The sequence below is a fragment of the Glacieibacterium frigidum genome (assembly GCF_007097155.1).
Taxonomy (GTDB): Bacteria; Pseudomonadota; Alphaproteobacteria; order Sphingomonadales; family Sphingomonadaceae; genus Glacieibacterium; species Glacieibacterium frigidum.
Map to the genome: position 1 here is coordinate 328,222 of NZ_VJWA01000001.1, position 15,098 is coordinate 343,319.

The window sequence follows — 15,098 nt, forward strand, 5'->3', positions numbered from 1 at the left end:
GTGCTTGACGGAACGCTGTTACTGGGACTGTCCGCGCTGCTGACCGCGGTGTCGGCGTTGATCTGGGCGGTGCGGCGCAAGCCGTGAGCGCACGGTCGAGGTTGCCGGCATCGGGCGCGGCGCGTATCCGCGCCCGATGACCGAACCTGCCCGCGTCCTCTACGATTACTGGCGCTCGTCGGCGTCGTACCGCGTGCGCATCGCGCTGGCGGTCAAGGGCCTCGACTGGACCGCGAAGCCCGTCGACCTGCGCAGCGGCGCGCAGTCGGGGGTGGGGTTCACGATGCTCAACCCGCAGGGGCTGGTGCCCGTGCTGCTCGACGGCAACCAGGCGCTCAACCAGAGCATCGCGATCATCGAATGGCTCGACGAAACCTATCCCGAACCGCGCCTGCTGCCCGGCGATGCGGCCTTCCGCGCCCGCGTCCGTGCCGCGGCGCTGGCGATCGCCTGCGACATCCACCCGATCAACAACCTGCGCGTGCTCAAGCATCTCAGAGGCATGGGCCACGAGCAGGCGGCGATCGACGACTGGCAGCGTCACTGGATCGAGACCGGCCTCGCGCCGCTCGAGGAGCTTGCCGAAGCCTCGCCCGGCCCTTTCCTATTCGGTCCGCAGGTGACGATGGCCGAATGCTGCCTCGTCCCCCAGCTCTACAACGCCCGCCGCGTCCAGGCCGACGTCGCCCGCTTCCCTCGCCTCGGCGAGATCGACCGCCGCCTGAACCTGCTGCACGCCTTCCAGGCGGCACGGCCCGAGCGCCAGGCGGGGGCGGACGCGTGAGGCGCCTTGTCGCGGGGCTGGTTATGGCAAGTGTCCCGGCCAGCGCAGCGGCGGGTTCGATCTATTTTCATAAGGCCGGCGTCGACCGCGCGACCTTCATCAGTGGTGCCGAGGTGTGCGAGGGCCTCGCCGGTGGCGTCGTCGTCCGACCGCAAACAAGCTATAGCGCCGATCCCATCGCTGCCGGCGTCGGTGGCCTGCTTGGCGGCATCGCTGCATCGCGCCAGCGCCGGGCGGTCGTGGACAGCATATTGCGAACCTGCATGGCCGATCGCGGTTATCGACGCGTCGAAAGTTCAACATTGCGTAAGGAGCTTGCCAGGCTCGATAGCGGAGCGCGCCTCGATCGCATGCACGCACTTGCTACGGCGGCGGACCCCGATGGTGTGGTGCTGCCGCGATGATCGCCCGGGTTGCGCTGCTGCTTCTCCTCGTCACGGCGCGCGCGGCTTCGGCCGAGCCGCTGACGACCGTGCCGACCACGCTCGATCCCGCCAAGGCCTATGTTCTCGTCGAGTACAAGCTGATCGCCAATACGATGGCGAACTTTCCCGGCTCGCGGAAATATTATCCGCAGATCTTCGGGCTGTCGTTCGCGCGGTACGACGCGACGCTGGCGGACGTGCGCGGACAGGGGCGCGCGGTGGCCAACCCCGCACCAGACAAGCGACCGTTCGAGGCGTTTCGCAACCGCCCGCTCGTCAAGGGCGAGGGCGCGCAGCTGTTTCTGATTGCCGTCGAACCCGACACCTGGGTCGTGCAAGGCTGGGCCGATACGTCCTTCTCGCTCGGGTCCTATCGCTTCCAGCTGGCGGCCGGCGACATCGTCGATCTGGGCGTCGTCAGTGCCCTCGCCGACTGGCCCGACGGTCAGCCGCCGAAGGCGCCCAGCCTCGCCAAGCTGATGTTGCTCGGACCTTTTGCGAAAAAGCCGCCCGTGACACCGGTGCGTGTCAGCTTCCGCGCGCGCGGAGCCGACGACTTGCCGCTTCCGCCCGAACTCGTGGCGCGGGTGCGCAACGTCGAGTTCGCGCCGGGCGCAACCTTCGGCAATTATCTCGGCGGCCCGGTCAACCGGATCGAGGGCGTCAACGCGCCGAAGTGACCCGCCGCACCGGCACCGGCGCGTTGCACAGGTCGACCCCGCCGGCGGGGCGAAGGAAGAAGCTTTCGCGGCGGTTGGCGCGGGCCTCGACATAGGCGCGGAAGGTCGGCGAGGCGGTGTCCATGACCTCGAAGCGCGGGGCATCGGGCACGTCGGCGGCGAGGCGGACGCGGGTCAGCGGTGTGCGCTGCGACGGGTCCTTATAGAAGCCGAGCGCCTCGGTGCCGCGGGGCAGGCTGGTCCAGCCGGCGAAACCCTCGACGACGCGGCCGACGAGGGTGATGTTGCGGTCGAGGTGGCGCGGGGCGTGGCCGCTGACGGCGTACAGCTCGCTGCCGTCGCCGGTCGAGGGCGGTGCCTCGCGGCCGACGCCGATCATGGCATAGCAATGGACGAGCCACTCGCGGCCCTTGTCGCGCGCAACCGGCCAGCCGCGCTTGTAGCCCGCAGCGGACGCATAGGCATCGCGGTAGCCGAGCGGCGTGAACTGCCCCGCGACGGGCGCTTCGTATTCGGCCGGCAGTTCAGCGGGCGGCGTCGCGGGCGGCGGCACCTCCTTGGCGGCGAACTGGACGACGTAATTGTCCTGCACGCGTACCACCGCGCCGCCGTCGAAGCGTCCGGCGCGGACCAGCGCACGGATCGCGGCGACATGCGCGGGGGCGAAATCGGGCGCCAGCTCGATCGCAACCGTGCCGCGCGGCGAGTCGATCAGCATCAGGCTCTCGGGCGCGACCGCGCGCCACGCGGCGGCGGGGGCATCGCGGACGATGTCGGCGGCGCCCGGGGGTGCGGCAGCAGGGGCGGCGGCGATCAGGGCGATCAGGGCGAGATATCTCATGCCCGCCAGACTGCCCGCGCGCGCGCGGCTTGTCACGCCGGGTAGGCGCGCACCGTCGTCGGCACCAGGGTCAGCGCGTCGCCGGGGGTCAGGCCTTCGGGCGGGCGCGCGGATGTCGCCTCGACGATCCGCCCCTCGACCTCGCATTCGAGTGCCGCGAGCGCGCCGGTATGCGCGACCCGGCGCAGCGTCGCGGCAATTCCCGGCTGGCCGGCGGCGGCGATGTCGAACTCGTGCGGGCGGACGAAGGCCTGGCCCCGGCCGTCGCCCGCGGGCGGTGCGGCGTTGGGCAGGGTCAGCCCGCCGATCTCGACGCCGCCGCCGCGCAAGGCACATTCGAAGCGGTTGGCGTTGCCCAGGAAATCGCAGACGAAGGCGGTGGCGGGGCGGTTGTAGACGGCGTCGGGGGTGTCGACCTGCTCGATCCGCCCCTTGTTCATCACCACGACGCGGTCGGCGAGGTCGAGCGCCTCTTCCTGGTCATGGGTGACGAAGACCGACGTGACGTGGCTCGCGTCATGGACGGCACGCAGCCAGCGGCGCAGGTCCTTGCGCACCTTGGCGTCGAGCGCGCCGAACGGCTCGTCGAGCAGCAGCACGCGGGGTTCGACCGCGAGCGCACGGGCGAGCGCGACGCGCTGGCGCTGGCCGCCCGACAGCTGCGCGGGGTAGCGCTTGCCGAGGTCGGGCAACTGGACGAGGTCGAGCAGTTCCTTGACACGCGCCGCAATCGCCGACGCCGCAGGCCGGTCACGGCGAGGGCGCACCGTCAGGCCGAAGGCGATATTGTCGGCGACCGACATGTGCCGGAACAATGCATAGTGCTGGAAGACAAAGCCGATGCCGCGCTCGCGCGCCGGGCGGTCGCTCATGTCGACGCCGTCGAAGGTGACGCGGCCCGAATCGGGAAAATCGAGCCCTGCCATGATGCGCAGCAGCGTCGTCTTGCCCGACCCCGACGGCCCGAGCAGCGCCAGGAACTCGCCCGGCCGCGCCTGCAGGGTCACGCCCTCCAGCGCTGCAAAGCCGCCGAAGCGCTTGACGAGGTCGTGCGTCTCGACGGTCAATGCCCGCTCCCCGCGATGGTGTCGGCGAAGCGCCATTCGAGCAGCGACTTGACGAGCAGGGTGACCAGGGCCAGCCCCGCGAGCAATGACGCGACCGCGAACGCCGCGACGAAATTATACTCGTTGTACAGGATCTCGACGTGCAGCGGCATGGTGTTGGTCAGTCCCCTGATGTGGCCGCTGACCACCGAGACCGCGCCGAACTCGCCCATCGCGCGGGCGTTGCACAGCAGCACGCCGTACAGCAGGCCCCATTTGATGTTGGGCAGGGTGACCCGGCGGAACACCGTCCAGCCGCCGGCGCCGAGCGACCGCGCCGCCTCCTCCTCGTCGCGCCCCTGTTCCTGCATCAGGGGGATCAGCTCGCGCGCGACGAAGGGAAAGGTGACGAACACCGTCGCCAGCACGATGCCGGGCACCGCGAAGATGATCTGCACGCCCGCATCGCGCAAGGATTCGCCGAACCAGCCCTGCAGGCCGAACAGCAGGACGTAGATCAGCCCCGAGACGACGGGCGAGACCGAGAAGGGCAGGTCGATCATGGTGATCAGGACCGCCTTGCCGCGAAAGTCGAACTTGGTGATCGCCCAGGATGCCGCCAGCCCGAAGACGATGTTGAACGGCACCGCGATCGCCGCGACGAGCAGGGTCAGGCGGACCGCGGCGAGTGCGTCGGGCTCGATGATGCCCTCGACATAGGCGTCCCAGCCCTTGGCGAACGCCTCGACGAAGACCGCCGCGAGCGGCAGCGCGATGTTGGCGCCGAGGAACGCCAGCGCGAGCGTGATCAGCAGATATTTGGGCCAGCCGGTGGTCATGCCTCGCGCCGCCCGCGGTCCCACGCCTGCAGCGCGTTGATCGCCATCAACACCGCGAACGACGCGACGAGCATCGTCGCCGCGATGGCGGTCGCTCCGGCATAATTATACTGCTCGAGCTGCTGGACGATCAGCAGCGGCGCGATCTCCGAGCGGAAGGGCAGGTTGCCCGCGATGAAGATCACCGAGCCATATTCGCCGACGCCGCGCGCGAAGGCGAGCGCGAAGCCCGTCGCCAGCGCGGGTGCGACGGCGGGAAAGACGACGCGGGTGAAGCTCTGCCAGCGTGTCGCGCCGAGCGAGGCGGCAGCCTCCTCGACCTCGGCACCCAGGTCGGCCAGCACAGGCTCGACGGTGCGCACGACGAACGGCAGCCCGATGAAGGTCAGCGCGACGACGACGCCGAGCGGCGAGAAGGCGACCTTGATGCCCGCGGGTTCCAGATACTGCCCGATCCAGCCGTTCGATGCGTAGAGCGCGGTCAGCGCGATGCCCGCGACCGCGGTCGGCAGCGCGAAGGGCAGGTCGACGAGCGCCGAGACGATGCGCTTGCCCGGGAAGTCGGTGCGCACCAGCACCCAGGCGACGAGCAGCCCGAACACCGCATTGATCAGCGCCGCGATCGCCGCCGCGCCGAAGCTGAGGCGATAGGCGAGCAGCGCGCGCCGGCTGAAGGCCACCGCCACGAACTGGTCCCACCCCATCCCCGCGGTCTTGATGAAGACTGCCGACAGCGGGATCAGCACAATCAGCGACAGCGCGAAGACGGTGAATCCGAAGGTCAGCCCGAAGCCGGGCAGGATCGACCGGCGGTAGCCGAGGAGGGTGCGCGTCGCCACGCCTCTTCCATGCCCGCGCGCCGCGGTGGCGGCAATCACCAGTCGATGTGCAGGCGGGTCGCGACCGCGTCGCCCTTGGTCTTCGCGCCGACCGGGTCGAGCGGCGTGTTGCTGCCGGCGAAGCGGATATAGTTGAACTGGAGTTTGAAGTTGGGGGTCAGGTACCAGTTGGCGCCCGCCGTATAGCTGTGCGCGTCGTTGCCCGCGCGCGCCGCGACAGGCGTGTCGCCGACGTCGAGCTGGTCGTAGCGCAGCAGCAGCTCGATCGCCCCGGTACCGCCGGTGTTCGAGAAATTGTTGAGCGGGCGGATGCGGTCGAAGTTGCCGTTGCGGAAGGGGCGTGTCTCGCCGGTGACGAACCAACTGCCGTAGACGTAGAAGCCGTCGCTCGAGAAATCGCGGAAGCCGGCGAAGCGGTCGATCTCGAGGTGGCCATATTCGCCGGTCACCGACAGCGGGCCGAACACCGCGGTGCCCTCGACGCCGAGATAGTAGAGGTTCTCGACATTGGGGATGACACCGGTGTCGATGATATTGCCGTTGTCGACGCGAATGTTGGGCCGGTCGCTGAGCCGCAGGCCGTCGTCAGTGTCGCCCGACTTGAGCCCGGCGCGCCAGAAGCCAGACGCGCCGACGTGGATGATGCGCCCCGTGTCGAGCACCGGCTCCCAGGTGACGCGGGCGTTGGCCCCGTAGCTCTCGTCGGGCGCTGCTGTCAGCGCTGCGCCGGTCGAGCGGCCGATCGACTCGTTGTCGCCGAACAGGCCGGCGGTGAAGGTGAACTTCTCCTTCAGATACGCCACCGACACGCCGATGCGGCGCTCGGCGCCTGCCGTGCCGAAGGCGTTGGTGAACATGCCGCGTTCGAGGAAGCTGTTGAAATTGTCGCTGTTGTTCGATTCCAGCCCGAACGGCGCCTTGTGCTGGCCCAGCGTGATGGTGAGGGGCTTGAAGCCGTTGTACTGGAGATAGGCGTCCTGCACCGCGACGACATTGCCCGCGAAGTCGACCTCCAGCCGCCACGCCCAGTCCTTGAACGCCGTACCCTCGAAGCCCAGGCGCGCGCGGCGGAAGCCCGTGCCGTCGTTATAGTCGTAGGCGCCCGCGCGCTCGGCGAAGTGCACGTAATCGACGTCGAGGACGCCGCGCGCCTTGAAGGTGAAGACGCCGCCCGGATCGGCATGGGTCGGCGCGACATTGGCCTGGACGCCCTTGGCGGCGCGCACCTCGACGGTCTGGATGCGCGTCGTCGATTCCTGCAGCGCATCCTCGAGACTGCGGTTGCGCGCCTCGAGCGCCTGCACCTTGGCCTCGAGGGCGTTCAGCCGGTCGAGCGTCGCGTCGCCGGTCGGTGCCGGGATGGACGGGGGCGCCGTCTCGAAGGCCGGCTCCTCGGTATCGAGGGGCGTCTCCTGCGCCGCCGCACCGGTTGCGATCAGGATCAGCGCGGACAAAGCTCCGCCGTTCAGCAGTCGCTGCATTTCGAAAATCCTTCGTCAGGCGTGGGTCAGCGTTTGGCCGCGTCGAAGATCTGGTCGAAGATCGCGCCGTCGTTGAAGTGCGCCGCCTGCGCCGCCTTCCACCCGCCGAAATTGCGGTCGATGGTGAACAGCGCCAGCTTGGGGAAGGTCGCGGTGAACTTCGCCGCCGCCGCCGCATCGACGGGGCGATAGAAATTCTGCCCGATCAGCTGCTGCGCGGCCGGGGTGTAGAGGTATTTCAGGTAGGCCTCCGCGACCTTGCGCGTGCCATGGCGGTCGACGTTCTTGTCGATCACCGCGACCGGTGGCTCGGCCTTGATGCTGACCGACGGGGCGACGATCTCATACTGGCCGGGGGCGTCCTTCTGGCTGAGGTACGCCTCGTTCTCCCACGCCAGCAGCACGTCGCCCTGGCCGCGCTGGACGAAGGTCGTCGTCGACCCGCGCGCGCCCGAGTCGAGCACCGTGACGTTCCTGAACAGCTTGGTGACGAAGTCGCGCGCCGCGGCGGCCGTGCCGTATTTCTTCTGCGCATAGCCCCACGCCGCGAGGTAATTCCAGCGCGCGCCACCGCTCGTCTTGGGGTTGGGCGTGATCACTGCGACGCCGGGCTTCACCAGGTCGTCCCAGTCGCGGATCTTCTTCGGATTGCCCTTGCGGACGAGGAAGACGATCGTCGAATAATAGGGTGTCGAACGCTGCGGCAGGCGCGCCTGCCAGTTGGCGGGCAGCAGCTTCGCCTTGTCGGCGATCTCGTCGATGTCGTACGCCAGCGCCAGCGTCACGACATCGGCCTCCAGCCCGTCGATGACCGATCGCGCCTGCTTGCCCGACCCGCCGTGCGACTGGTTGATCGTCACCACGTCGCCGGTCTGTGCCTTCCACTGCGCCGCGAACTGGGCGTTGACCGCCTTGTACAATTCGCGCGTCGGATCGTAGCTGACATTGAGCAAGGTGACCGGCGCGGCATGCGCGGCGGTGGCGAACAGGGCGGCGACAATCAGCAGCGAGCGCATCGTTGGAGCCTTCCGTTGAGGTCTGGGAACAATATTCCCACCTTTCAACTAGGCAATGCGAGCAAAAGTTGCGCGGCGCGAAGCGCGGCTATGCGGCAACCTGTTCGTCGACGCGCACGGGGTCGATGTCGGCGAGGCTGGTGCCATCGAGGATCGCCGCGGTCTTGTCGCGAACGCTGAGCATCAGCTTGCGGATTGCGCAGACCGATTCCTCGAAGCAGTCGGGGCAGCGCTGGTACGCGGTCTGGCTGACGCAGGGTACCAGCGCCAGCGGCCCCTCGATCAAGCGGATGATCTCGCCGAAGCTGATCGCCGATGCCGGGCGCGCGAGGCGATAGCCGCCCAGCTTGCCGCGCGAACTCGTCACCAGCCCGCCGTTGCGCAGTTCGAGCAGGATGATCTCCAGGAACTTGCGCGGCAGCTTCTGGTCGGCCGCGATCGCGCTCATCGGCACCGGCGCAATGCCGGGGGCGCGGGCGAGGAAGATCAGGGCGCGCAGGGCGTAGCGCGAACGCTGGGTCAGCATGCCGGGGTAATGCACCCGTGACGCGGGCGTTTCAAGCGCCGCGGCGTTGCGAGGCCCGGGCACGCGGCGGTAGATGCGGCCATGACGCTCGACGATCTCGGACCGCGCATCTGCATCCTGGGGCCGTCGAACAGTGGCAAGTCGACCCTTGCGGCAGCGATCGGGCGTGCGCGCGGCCTGCCGGCGGTACACCTAGACCAGTTGCAGCACCTGCCCGGCACCGACTGGGTGCAGCGCCCCGAGGCCGAGTTCGGCGCGCTGCACGATGCGGTCATCGCCGGCGAGCGCTGGGTGATCGACGGCAACTATTCGCGCCTGTTGCCGCAGCGGCTGGAGCGCGCGACAGGTATTATCGCCCTCGACCTCTCGACCGCGCGCAGCCTGTGGCGCTACGTCCGCCGAACGCTGTTCGAGCGCGACCGGGTCGGTGCGCTCGACGGCGGGCGCGAGCGCGTCAAATGGGAAATGATCCATCACATCGCCGTCGCCACGCCGCCGCGGAGCCGGCGGCAGGCCGCGCTGCTCGAAACGACCGACCTGCCGGGCATCCGGCTGCCGAACCCGAAGGCACTCACCGATTTTTATCGGGCTCAAGGCCTGACACGCTGATCCTATCAAGGTCGCTTGACACCAACCCGACAGAGTGAGTAAAGTGTCCTTATCAAACAGCAAGGGAAGCTTGTCGTGTCCAGGTCTAGCGTGCGTCCGGCGAAGCGGGTCTATAATCGCCGCATCATCATCGCATCGGTCGTCTATGCGGCGATGCTGCTGCCGACGACGTACATCGTCAGGCATTACACGCCCGAGCTGCCGCTGCGCATCGTCCTCGGCCTGCTGCCAGCACTCGGTATCGTTGCGATGTTCGTGGCGCTCGGGCGCTACCTGCTCGAGGAGACCGACGAATATCTGCGCGCCTGCATGGTCAACCAGATCCTGTGGGCGACCGGCGGCACGCTGAGCCTCGCGACGATGTGGGGGTTTCTGGAGAATTTCGATGCGGCGCCGCACCTGCCGCTGTACGTCGTCGCGATCGTCTGGTTCTTCTGCCTTGGGCTGGTCGGCGCGCTGACCCGCGACCGCGCGGCATGAACAACCGCCTGCGCGTGCTGCGCGCCGAACGTGGCTGGAGCCAGGCCGATCTCGCGGCGCGGCTCGACGTCTCGCGGCAGAGCGTCAACGCCATCGAGACGGGCAAGTACGACCCGTCGCTGCCGCTCGCCTTCCGCATCGCCGCGCTTTTCGAGGCGCCGATCGAGGCGATCTTCACGGCCGATTGACCGCGCGCTATCTAGGGCATCGATCGGGCGCTAGGCTGGTCCGGTGAGTGTCTCCACCGTCCGCGTCGTCGATCTCGAAACCACCGGCTCGCGCCCGCCCGCGCATGCAGTGTGCGAGATCGGCTGGCAGGACGTGACGCTGGGCGAAGACGGGTGGCAGGTGACCGCGTCGCGCGGGTCGAGCCTCGTCGATCCGCAGCGCGCCATTCCGCCGGTGACGCAGGCGGTGCACCACATCATCGACGAAGACGTCGTCGGCGCACCGCGCTGGGCCGACATTGCACCCGTCGTGCTGCGCGCCTTTCCAGTCATGGCGGCGCACCGCGCCAGCTTCGAACAGCGTTTCTGCACCCCGGCGCTGTCGGGCGGGGCGCGCTGGATCTGCACGTGGAAATGCGCGCTGCGGCTGTGGCCCGACAGCCCGTCCTTCTCGAACCAGGTGCTGCGCTACTGGCGCAAGCCGGTGGGGCTCGACCGCGAGCTCGGCCTGCCGGTGCATCGCGCGCTGCCCGACGCCTATGTGACCGCGCACCATCTGCGCGACATGCTCGCCGAGGCGAGTGTCGACCAGCTGCTCGAATGGAGCGACCTGCCCGGGCTGCTGCCGCGCGTCCCCGCCGGGCCCGACCGCGGCAAGGGGTGGGCGGAGATCGACGATGCGGCACTAACCGGGTGGCTCGGCGACCGCGACGAGGATGTCCGCTATTCGGCGAGTGTCGAGCAGGCGCGGCGCAGCGGCACGGTCAGGGACGTCGCGCCGCCCTCACAGGGCAGCCTGTTCGCCTGACACGAAAAAGGGGCGGACCCTGCGGCCCGCCCCTCCGATCTTCGGACTGATACGAGAAATTACTGCGGCATCAGCACGGTGTCGACGACGTGGATGACGCCGTTCGACTGATAGACGTCGGCGATCGTCACGGTGGCGGCGTTGCCCTTGGCGTCGATCAGCTTGACGGTCTTGCCCGACGCGGTCGCGGTCAGTTCGCCGCCATTGACGGTCTTCAGCACGGCCTTGCCGCCGCCGTCCTTGATCGCCTTGGCAACGGCCTTCGAATCGAGCTTACCCGCGACGACGTGGTAGGTCAGGATACCGGTCAGCGTGTCCTTGTTCTCGGGCTTGACCAGCGTCTCGACAGTGCCGGCGGGCAGCTTGGCAAACGCCGCGTTGGTCGGCGCGAACACGGTGAACGGACCCGGGCCCGACAGCGTGTCGACGAGGCCGGCGGCCTTCACGGCGGCGACCAGCGTCGTGTGATCCTTCGAATTGACGGCGTTCTCGATGATGTTCTTGTTCGGATACATCGGCGCGCCGCCGACCGTCACGGTCTTCGCGGCAGCCGGCGCGACGCCCGCGCCTAGGCCAGCAGCAGCCATAGCGAACAGGGCCGCACCGAACGCGTGCTTGGAAATGCTCATACAGAAATTCTCCCTCGTGGATCCGTCAGGCGGACGAACCCTATACGAAGATGGGTACGGAACAGTTGCATTACGGCCACAGAACGGCCCTGCGGCTAAATGCCCGTCAGCTTGCCCGTCGCAACCACCGGCCCGGTCGGTGCGCCGGTCTTGGAGCCACCCTTGGGCTCCAAGCTGATCGCCAGCGTCGAGCCGGGCTTCAAGCCCTTCAACCGCTCAGCCGGGATCGCATGGCTCTCGGGCGATGCAAGGTCGATCGTGCCGAGCGAACGCGGCGGATTGTCACCCTCGATAACCCACAGCTCGGGCGTCCGCCCGGCGTCGTCGGTCTTGCCGGCGGGCGTCAGGATAATCGCCTCACGCGATGCATCGTAGGTCGCGGTGATCAGCGACACGCCGCCTTCGGAGGCCAGGTTGGCGACCAGCAGCTGCGGTGCCGCCGGCGTGTCGGGGCGCGCGATCAGCAGGATCGCGGTGACTGCCGCGACGGCCGTCGAGGCACCCGCCAAGCCGCGCCACAGGTTGAGGCTCGACCAGATCGACGGCTTCGCAGCGACACGCGGCGCGGGTTCGATGACGCTCATGATACGGCTCCAGACCTCGGGTGACGGGGACACGGGCGCAGTCGCCTCGTCGAGCGGCGCAAGCAGGCGCTGCCACTCCTCGACGCTGGCGCGGAACACGGGGTCGCTCGCCATGCGCGCCTCGGCGGCGCGCAGCGCGTCGCGGCTCAGCGCACCCAACGCGGTATCGATCGCCAGGCCGTCGTCGCCGTCGAGATCACTGCCAGCGCTCATGCCATGGCTCCCTGCATGCGGAGCAGGCCGCGCCGCACCCAGCTCTTCAACGTGCCGACGGGTACGCCTTCCCGTACCGCCAGCGCCTCGTAGGTGAGGCCTTCGAAATAGGTGCTGCGGATCGCCGCCGCGTGGCGCGCGTCGAGCGTGTCGAGCGCTGCATGCAGGCGGCGCGCATCGTCGCTCGCATCGATCAGTTGGTCGGCAGGCAGCGAAGTGTCGGGGACATCGGCCGCGGCATCGAGCGCCGTCGTCGGGCGGCTGCCGCGAGCGCGCAGCCGGTCGATGGCGCGGTTGCGCGCGATCGTCGCCATCCAGGTGATCGGACTGGCGCGCGCGGCATCGAATTCCGCCGCCTTTCGCCAGACCGTTGTATAGACTTCCTGCAACACGTCTTCCGCCTCGCCCCGTTCGTTCAATATACGGAGGATGACGCCAAATAGTTTTGCGCTCGTCGCGTCGTACAGGTTTTTGAATGCCGCCGTATCGCCGGCGCCGGCGCGGTCGAGCAAAGTCACCAGCATTGCGCTGCCGCTCATCCCCCGCGCACCGCCATCTTGATCGGCCCCTCCGCCCGCCCGTTGACGAACTGATAGACATAGGGATTGCCCGTCGCGTCAATCCCCTCGCGCGGTCCGTGCCAGACAATGCGGCCGGCGTAGAGCATCGCGACGCGGTCGGCGACCTTGCGGACGCTCGCCATGTCGTGGGTGATGGTCAGCGCGGTGATCTTCAGGTCGCGGACCAGCTCGACAATCAGGTCGTTGATGACGTCGGCCATGATCGGATCGAGGCCGGTCGTCGGCTCGTCGAAGAACACGATTTCCGGCCGCGGGGCGATCGCGCGGGCCAGCGCGACGCGCTTCTGCATGCCGCCCGACAGCTCGGACGGGCGCAGGTCGGCGACTTCGGCACCCAGGCCGACACGCGCCAGATTGTCGATCGCCGCCGCCCGCAGGTCGGCACCTTTCCGCGACTGGTCGAGCGCGAAGCTGACATTGCGCCAGACGCTCAGCGAATCGAACAGTGCGCCCCCCTGGAACAGCATCCCGAAGCGCGCCTGATGCGCCGCCAGCGCGCGGCCCTTCAAGTGCGTCACATCGACCCCGTCGACCTCGATCCGCCCCGCGTCGGGGGCGATCAGGCCGAGGATGCACTTCATCATCACCGACTTGCCCGTGCCCGAGCCGCCGATGACGACCATCGACTCGCCCGCGCAGATGTTGAGGTCGACGCCCTGCAGCACCTGCTTCGACCCGAAGCGCTTGCGCAGGCCCTTCAGCGCGATCTTGGGGATCTCGGTCATGTGCCGAACACCAGCACGGTGATGACCAGGTTCGACAACAGGATCATGATAAAGGCGCTGACTACCGCATTGGTCGTCGCCTTGCCGACACCCGCGGCGCCGCCGGTCGAGCGGAAACCGTGGTAGCAGCCCATCAGCGCGATGAAGAAGCCGAACACCGCCGCCTTGACCATCGACGACACGACATCCTCGACCTTCAGATATTCCATAGTCGTGTTGAGGTAATTGGCGCTGTTGAACCCCAGCCGCCCGGTCGCGAGCAGGAAGCCGCCCAGCACGCCGACGATGTTCGCGACCAGCACGAGGATCGGCATGACCAGCACCGCCGCGACCAGCCGCGGCGCGATCAGGTAGCGATAGGGGTCGGTGCGCAGCGTCGCGAGTGCGTCGATCTGTTCGGTGACGCGCATCGTGCCGAGTTCGGCCGCCATCGCCGAACTGACGCGGCCCGCAACCATCAGGCCACCGAGCACGGGGCCCAGCTCGCGGACGATGCCGATGACGGTCACCGCAGGCACGGTCGAGGCGGCGTTGAAGCGGCTGCCGCCGATATAGATCTGCTGGACCAGCGCCGAGCCGATGAACAAGGCGGTCAGCCCGACGACGGGCAGAGAGAAATAGCCGATCACCAGGATCTGCTCGAGCAGCCGCGCCGGGTAGTAGGGCGGCAGCACGGCGTGACCAAGCGCGCGCGCGGCGAATTTCGACATGCGGCCGATTGCGGCAAGCCCGCCGATGACGAATCCGCCGATCGCGCTCAGCACGCCGACCGCGTCGTGAGCGATTCCTCTCATACGTACCGCCGCTGATAGCGGTGGCCGAGGCCGGTCAGCAACTCATATTGTGCGATACCGCTCAACGCACTAGCCGCGGCCAAGTCGAAATCGACGCGCAGCCAGTCGCCTTCGCGGACATCGTGCCCGGTGACGTCGATGCCGGTCAGGTCCATCGAAACGCGTCCGACGACGGGGCAGGGAGTTTCTTCGACATAGCCGCGCCCAACGCCCGAGAAGGCGCGGCGGTACCCATCGGCGTAACCCAGGTTCAGGATCGCGACCCGGCTGGCGCGCGGTGCAGCCCAGGTGGCGCCGTAGCCAAAGGTCTCGCCCGCCGCGATGTCGCGGACCTGGACGACGCGCGCCTCGACGCCTGCGACGGTCTGCAGCTGCCCCGCCGCGGCGGGGTGCATGACGCCGCCGTACAGGCCGATGCCGGGCCGTGTCAGGTCGAAGGCGTAGTCGGTGCCGAGGCAGACTCCAGCCGAATTGGCGAGCGCGGCGCGGGCGTGCGGCACCTGCGCGCAAGCCTCGTGGAAGCGCGCGAGCTGCGCGGCATTGAGCGGATGGCCGGGCTCGTCGGCGCAGGCGATGTGGCTGTGCAGCACGTCGATGTCGAGGGCGGGCAGCTGCGCGAGATCGGCGTGGTTCAGCCCCAGCCGGTTCATGCCGGTGTCGACCATCAGGTCGCAGCGCCCGCCGCCACTGTCGACCCAGCGCGCGACCTGCTCGAGCGAGTTGAGCACCGGCACGACACCCGGCAAAGGCGTCTCGCCCGGCAGCAGCCCGTGCAGCACCGCCAGCCGCGTGCCCGCCGGCATCGTCAGCGCCGCGGCCTCCGCCCAGGTCGCGACGAAGAAGTCCCGGCATCCCGCCGCCGCCAGCGCCGCCACCGCCTCGCGTGCGCCCAGCCCGTACCCGTCGGCCTTGACCGCCGCGCCTGCCGCCACGCCGCCCTGTGCGCCGAACCAGCGCCAGTTGGCGGCAAGCGCGGACGTGTCGACGGTCAGGCGGAGGGGGGCGGACATCGCCTCCGGCTTAGCGGCTTG

The 15,098-nt window shown here is 68.7% G+C and carries 20 protein-coding genes; 7 read left to right on the top strand and 13 right to left on the bottom strand.

Annotated elements, in window-relative coordinates:
- Positions 1–136 precede the first annotated feature (136 nt).
- The 3 genes from maiA to FMM06_RS01525 are packed head-to-tail and all read left to right on the top strand — an operon-like array spanning position 137 to position 1,889.
- A complete protein-coding gene (gene maiA / locus FMM06_RS01515) occupies positions 137–784 on the top strand; it encodes a maleylacetoacetate isomerase (RefSeq protein WP_143554458.1) in 648 nt (215 codons plus the stop codon).
- Positions 785–807: 23 nt separating this feature from the next.
- Positions 808–1,188, top strand: a complete 381-nt coding sequence (locus FMM06_RS01520; protein ID WP_143554459.1) for a hypothetical protein — start codon at positions 808–810, stop codon at positions 1,186–1,188.
- Positions 1,185–1,889 (top strand): hypothetical protein, encoded by a 705-nt coding sequence (locus FMM06_RS01525; RefSeq protein ID WP_143554460.1) that lies wholly within the window; start codon positions 1,185–1,187, stop codon positions 1,887–1,889. Before FMM06_RS01520 ends, FMM06_RS01525 begins: the two co-directional genes overlap by 4 nt.
- On the opposite strand, the gene FMM06_RS01530 is transcribed toward FMM06_RS01525, so the two are convergent.
- The 7 genes from FMM06_RS01530 to FMM06_RS01560 form a co-directional block, all read right to left on the bottom strand.
- Positions 1,873–2,730 (bottom strand): peptidylprolyl isomerase, encoded by an 858-nt coding sequence (locus tag FMM06_RS01530; RefSeq protein ID WP_143554461.1) that lies wholly within the window; start codon positions 2,728–2,730, stop codon positions 1,873–1,875. The genes FMM06_RS01525 and FMM06_RS01530 overlap by 17 nt on opposite strands.
- A 32-nt stretch (positions 2,731–2,762) precedes the next feature.
- Positions 2,763–3,797, bottom strand: coding sequence for a sulfate/molybdate ABC transporter ATP-binding protein (locus FMM06_RS01535; RefSeq protein WP_143554462.1), 1,035 nt, complete (start codon positions 3,795–3,797; stop codon positions 2,763–2,765).
- Positions 3,794–4,615: a sulfate ABC transporter permease subunit CysW gene (cysW, locus tag FMM06_RS01540; protein ID WP_143554463.1), complete on the bottom strand. Its 822-nt coding sequence runs from the start codon at positions 4,613–4,615 to the stop codon at positions 3,794–3,796. The genes FMM06_RS01535 and cysW overlap by 4 nt, the downstream gene beginning before the upstream one ends.
- On the bottom strand, positions 4,612–5,454 hold the full coding sequence (cysT, locus tag FMM06_RS01545; protein WP_185964995.1) for a sulfate ABC transporter permease subunit CysT: 843 nt from the start codon (positions 5,452–5,454) through the stop codon (positions 4,612–4,614). Before cysT ends, cysW begins: the two co-directional genes overlap by 4 nt.
- Before the next feature lie 35 nt (positions 5,455–5,489).
- Positions 5,490–6,935, bottom strand: a complete 1,446-nt coding sequence (locus FMM06_RS01550; RefSeq protein ID WP_143554464.1) for an OprO/OprP family phosphate-selective porin — start codon at positions 6,933–6,935, stop codon at positions 5,490–5,492.
- Between the two features lie 26 nt (positions 6,936–6,961).
- Positions 6,962–7,951, bottom strand: coding sequence for a sulfate ABC transporter substrate-binding protein (locus FMM06_RS01555; RefSeq protein ID WP_143554465.1), 990 nt, complete (start codon positions 7,949–7,951; stop codon positions 6,962–6,964).
- A gap of 88 nt (positions 7,952–8,039) precedes the next feature.
- A complete protein-coding gene (locus FMM06_RS01560; protein ID WP_143554466.1) occupies positions 8,040–8,477 on the bottom strand; it encodes an RrF2 family transcriptional regulator in 438 nt (145 codons plus the stop codon).
- Between the two features lie 81 nt (positions 8,478–8,558).
- Here FMM06_RS01560 and FMM06_RS01565 point away from each other — a divergent pair, with 81 nt between their 5' ends.
- The 4 genes from FMM06_RS01565 to FMM06_RS01580 all read left to right on the top strand — a co-directional run bounded on the left by FMM06_RS01565 (position 8,559) and on the right by FMM06_RS01580 (position 10,541).
- Entirely contained in the window at positions 8,559–9,086 is a 528-nt protein-coding gene (locus FMM06_RS01565; RefSeq protein ID WP_143554467.1) for a P-loop NTPase family protein, read from the top strand.
- 75 nt (positions 9,087–9,161) lie between these two features.
- Positions 9,162–9,566: a hypothetical protein gene (locus FMM06_RS01570; RefSeq protein WP_143554468.1), complete on the top strand. Its 405-nt coding sequence runs from the start codon at positions 9,162–9,164 to the stop codon at positions 9,564–9,566.
- Positions 9,563–9,754 (top strand): helix-turn-helix transcriptional regulator, encoded by a 192-nt coding sequence (locus FMM06_RS01575; RefSeq protein ID WP_143554469.1) that lies wholly within the window; start codon positions 9,563–9,565, stop codon positions 9,752–9,754. The genes FMM06_RS01570 and FMM06_RS01575 overlap by 4 nt, the downstream gene beginning before the upstream one ends.
- 43 nt (positions 9,755–9,797) lie before the next feature.
- Positions 9,798–10,541: a 3'-5' exonuclease gene (locus FMM06_RS01580; RefSeq protein ID WP_143554470.1), complete on the top strand. Its 744-nt coding sequence runs from the start codon at positions 9,798–9,800 to the stop codon at positions 10,539–10,541.
- Positions 10,542–10,600: 59 nt separating this feature from the next.
- Here FMM06_RS01580 and FMM06_RS01585 read toward each other — a convergent pair whose 3' ends face one another.
- The 6 genes from FMM06_RS01585 to FMM06_RS01610 all read right to left on the bottom strand — a co-directional run bounded on the left by FMM06_RS01585 (position 10,601) and on the right by FMM06_RS01610 (position 15,077).
- On the bottom strand, positions 10,601–11,170 hold the full coding sequence (locus FMM06_RS01585; RefSeq protein ID WP_143554471.1) for a fasciclin domain-containing protein: 570 nt from the start codon (positions 11,168–11,170) through the stop codon (positions 10,601–10,603).
- A gap of 95 nt (positions 11,171–11,265) precedes the next feature.
- Positions 11,266–11,967, bottom strand: a complete 702-nt coding sequence (locus tag FMM06_RS01590) for an anti-sigma factor (protein WP_143554472.1) — start codon at positions 11,965–11,967, stop codon at positions 11,266–11,268.
- The gene (locus tag FMM06_RS01595; RefSeq protein WP_185964996.1) at positions 11,964–12,506 is read right to left on the bottom strand and encodes a sigma-70 family RNA polymerase sigma factor; all 543 of its coding nucleotides are present in this window, start codon (positions 12,504–12,506) and stop codon (positions 11,964–11,966) included. The genes FMM06_RS01590 and FMM06_RS01595 overlap by 4 nt, the downstream gene beginning before the upstream one ends.
- Positions 12,503–13,273 carry an ABC transporter ATP-binding protein gene (locus tag FMM06_RS01600; protein ID WP_143554473.1) on the bottom strand — a complete coding sequence of 257 codons (771 nt, stop codon included), beginning with the start codon at positions 13,271–13,273 and terminating at the stop codon, positions 12,503–12,505. The genes FMM06_RS01595 and FMM06_RS01600 overlap by 4 nt, the downstream gene beginning before the upstream one ends.
- Entirely contained in the window at positions 13,270–14,067 is a 798-nt protein-coding gene (locus FMM06_RS01605; protein WP_143554474.1) for an MlaE family ABC transporter permease, read from the bottom strand. The genes FMM06_RS01600 and FMM06_RS01605 overlap by 4 nt, the downstream gene beginning before the upstream one ends.
- Positions 14,064–15,077 (bottom strand): alanine racemase, encoded by a 1,014-nt coding sequence (locus FMM06_RS01610; protein ID WP_143554475.1) that lies wholly within the window; start codon positions 15,075–15,077, stop codon positions 14,064–14,066. The genes FMM06_RS01605 and FMM06_RS01610 overlap by 4 nt, the downstream gene beginning before the upstream one ends.
- Between the last annotated feature and the right edge of the window lie 21 nt (positions 15,078–15,098).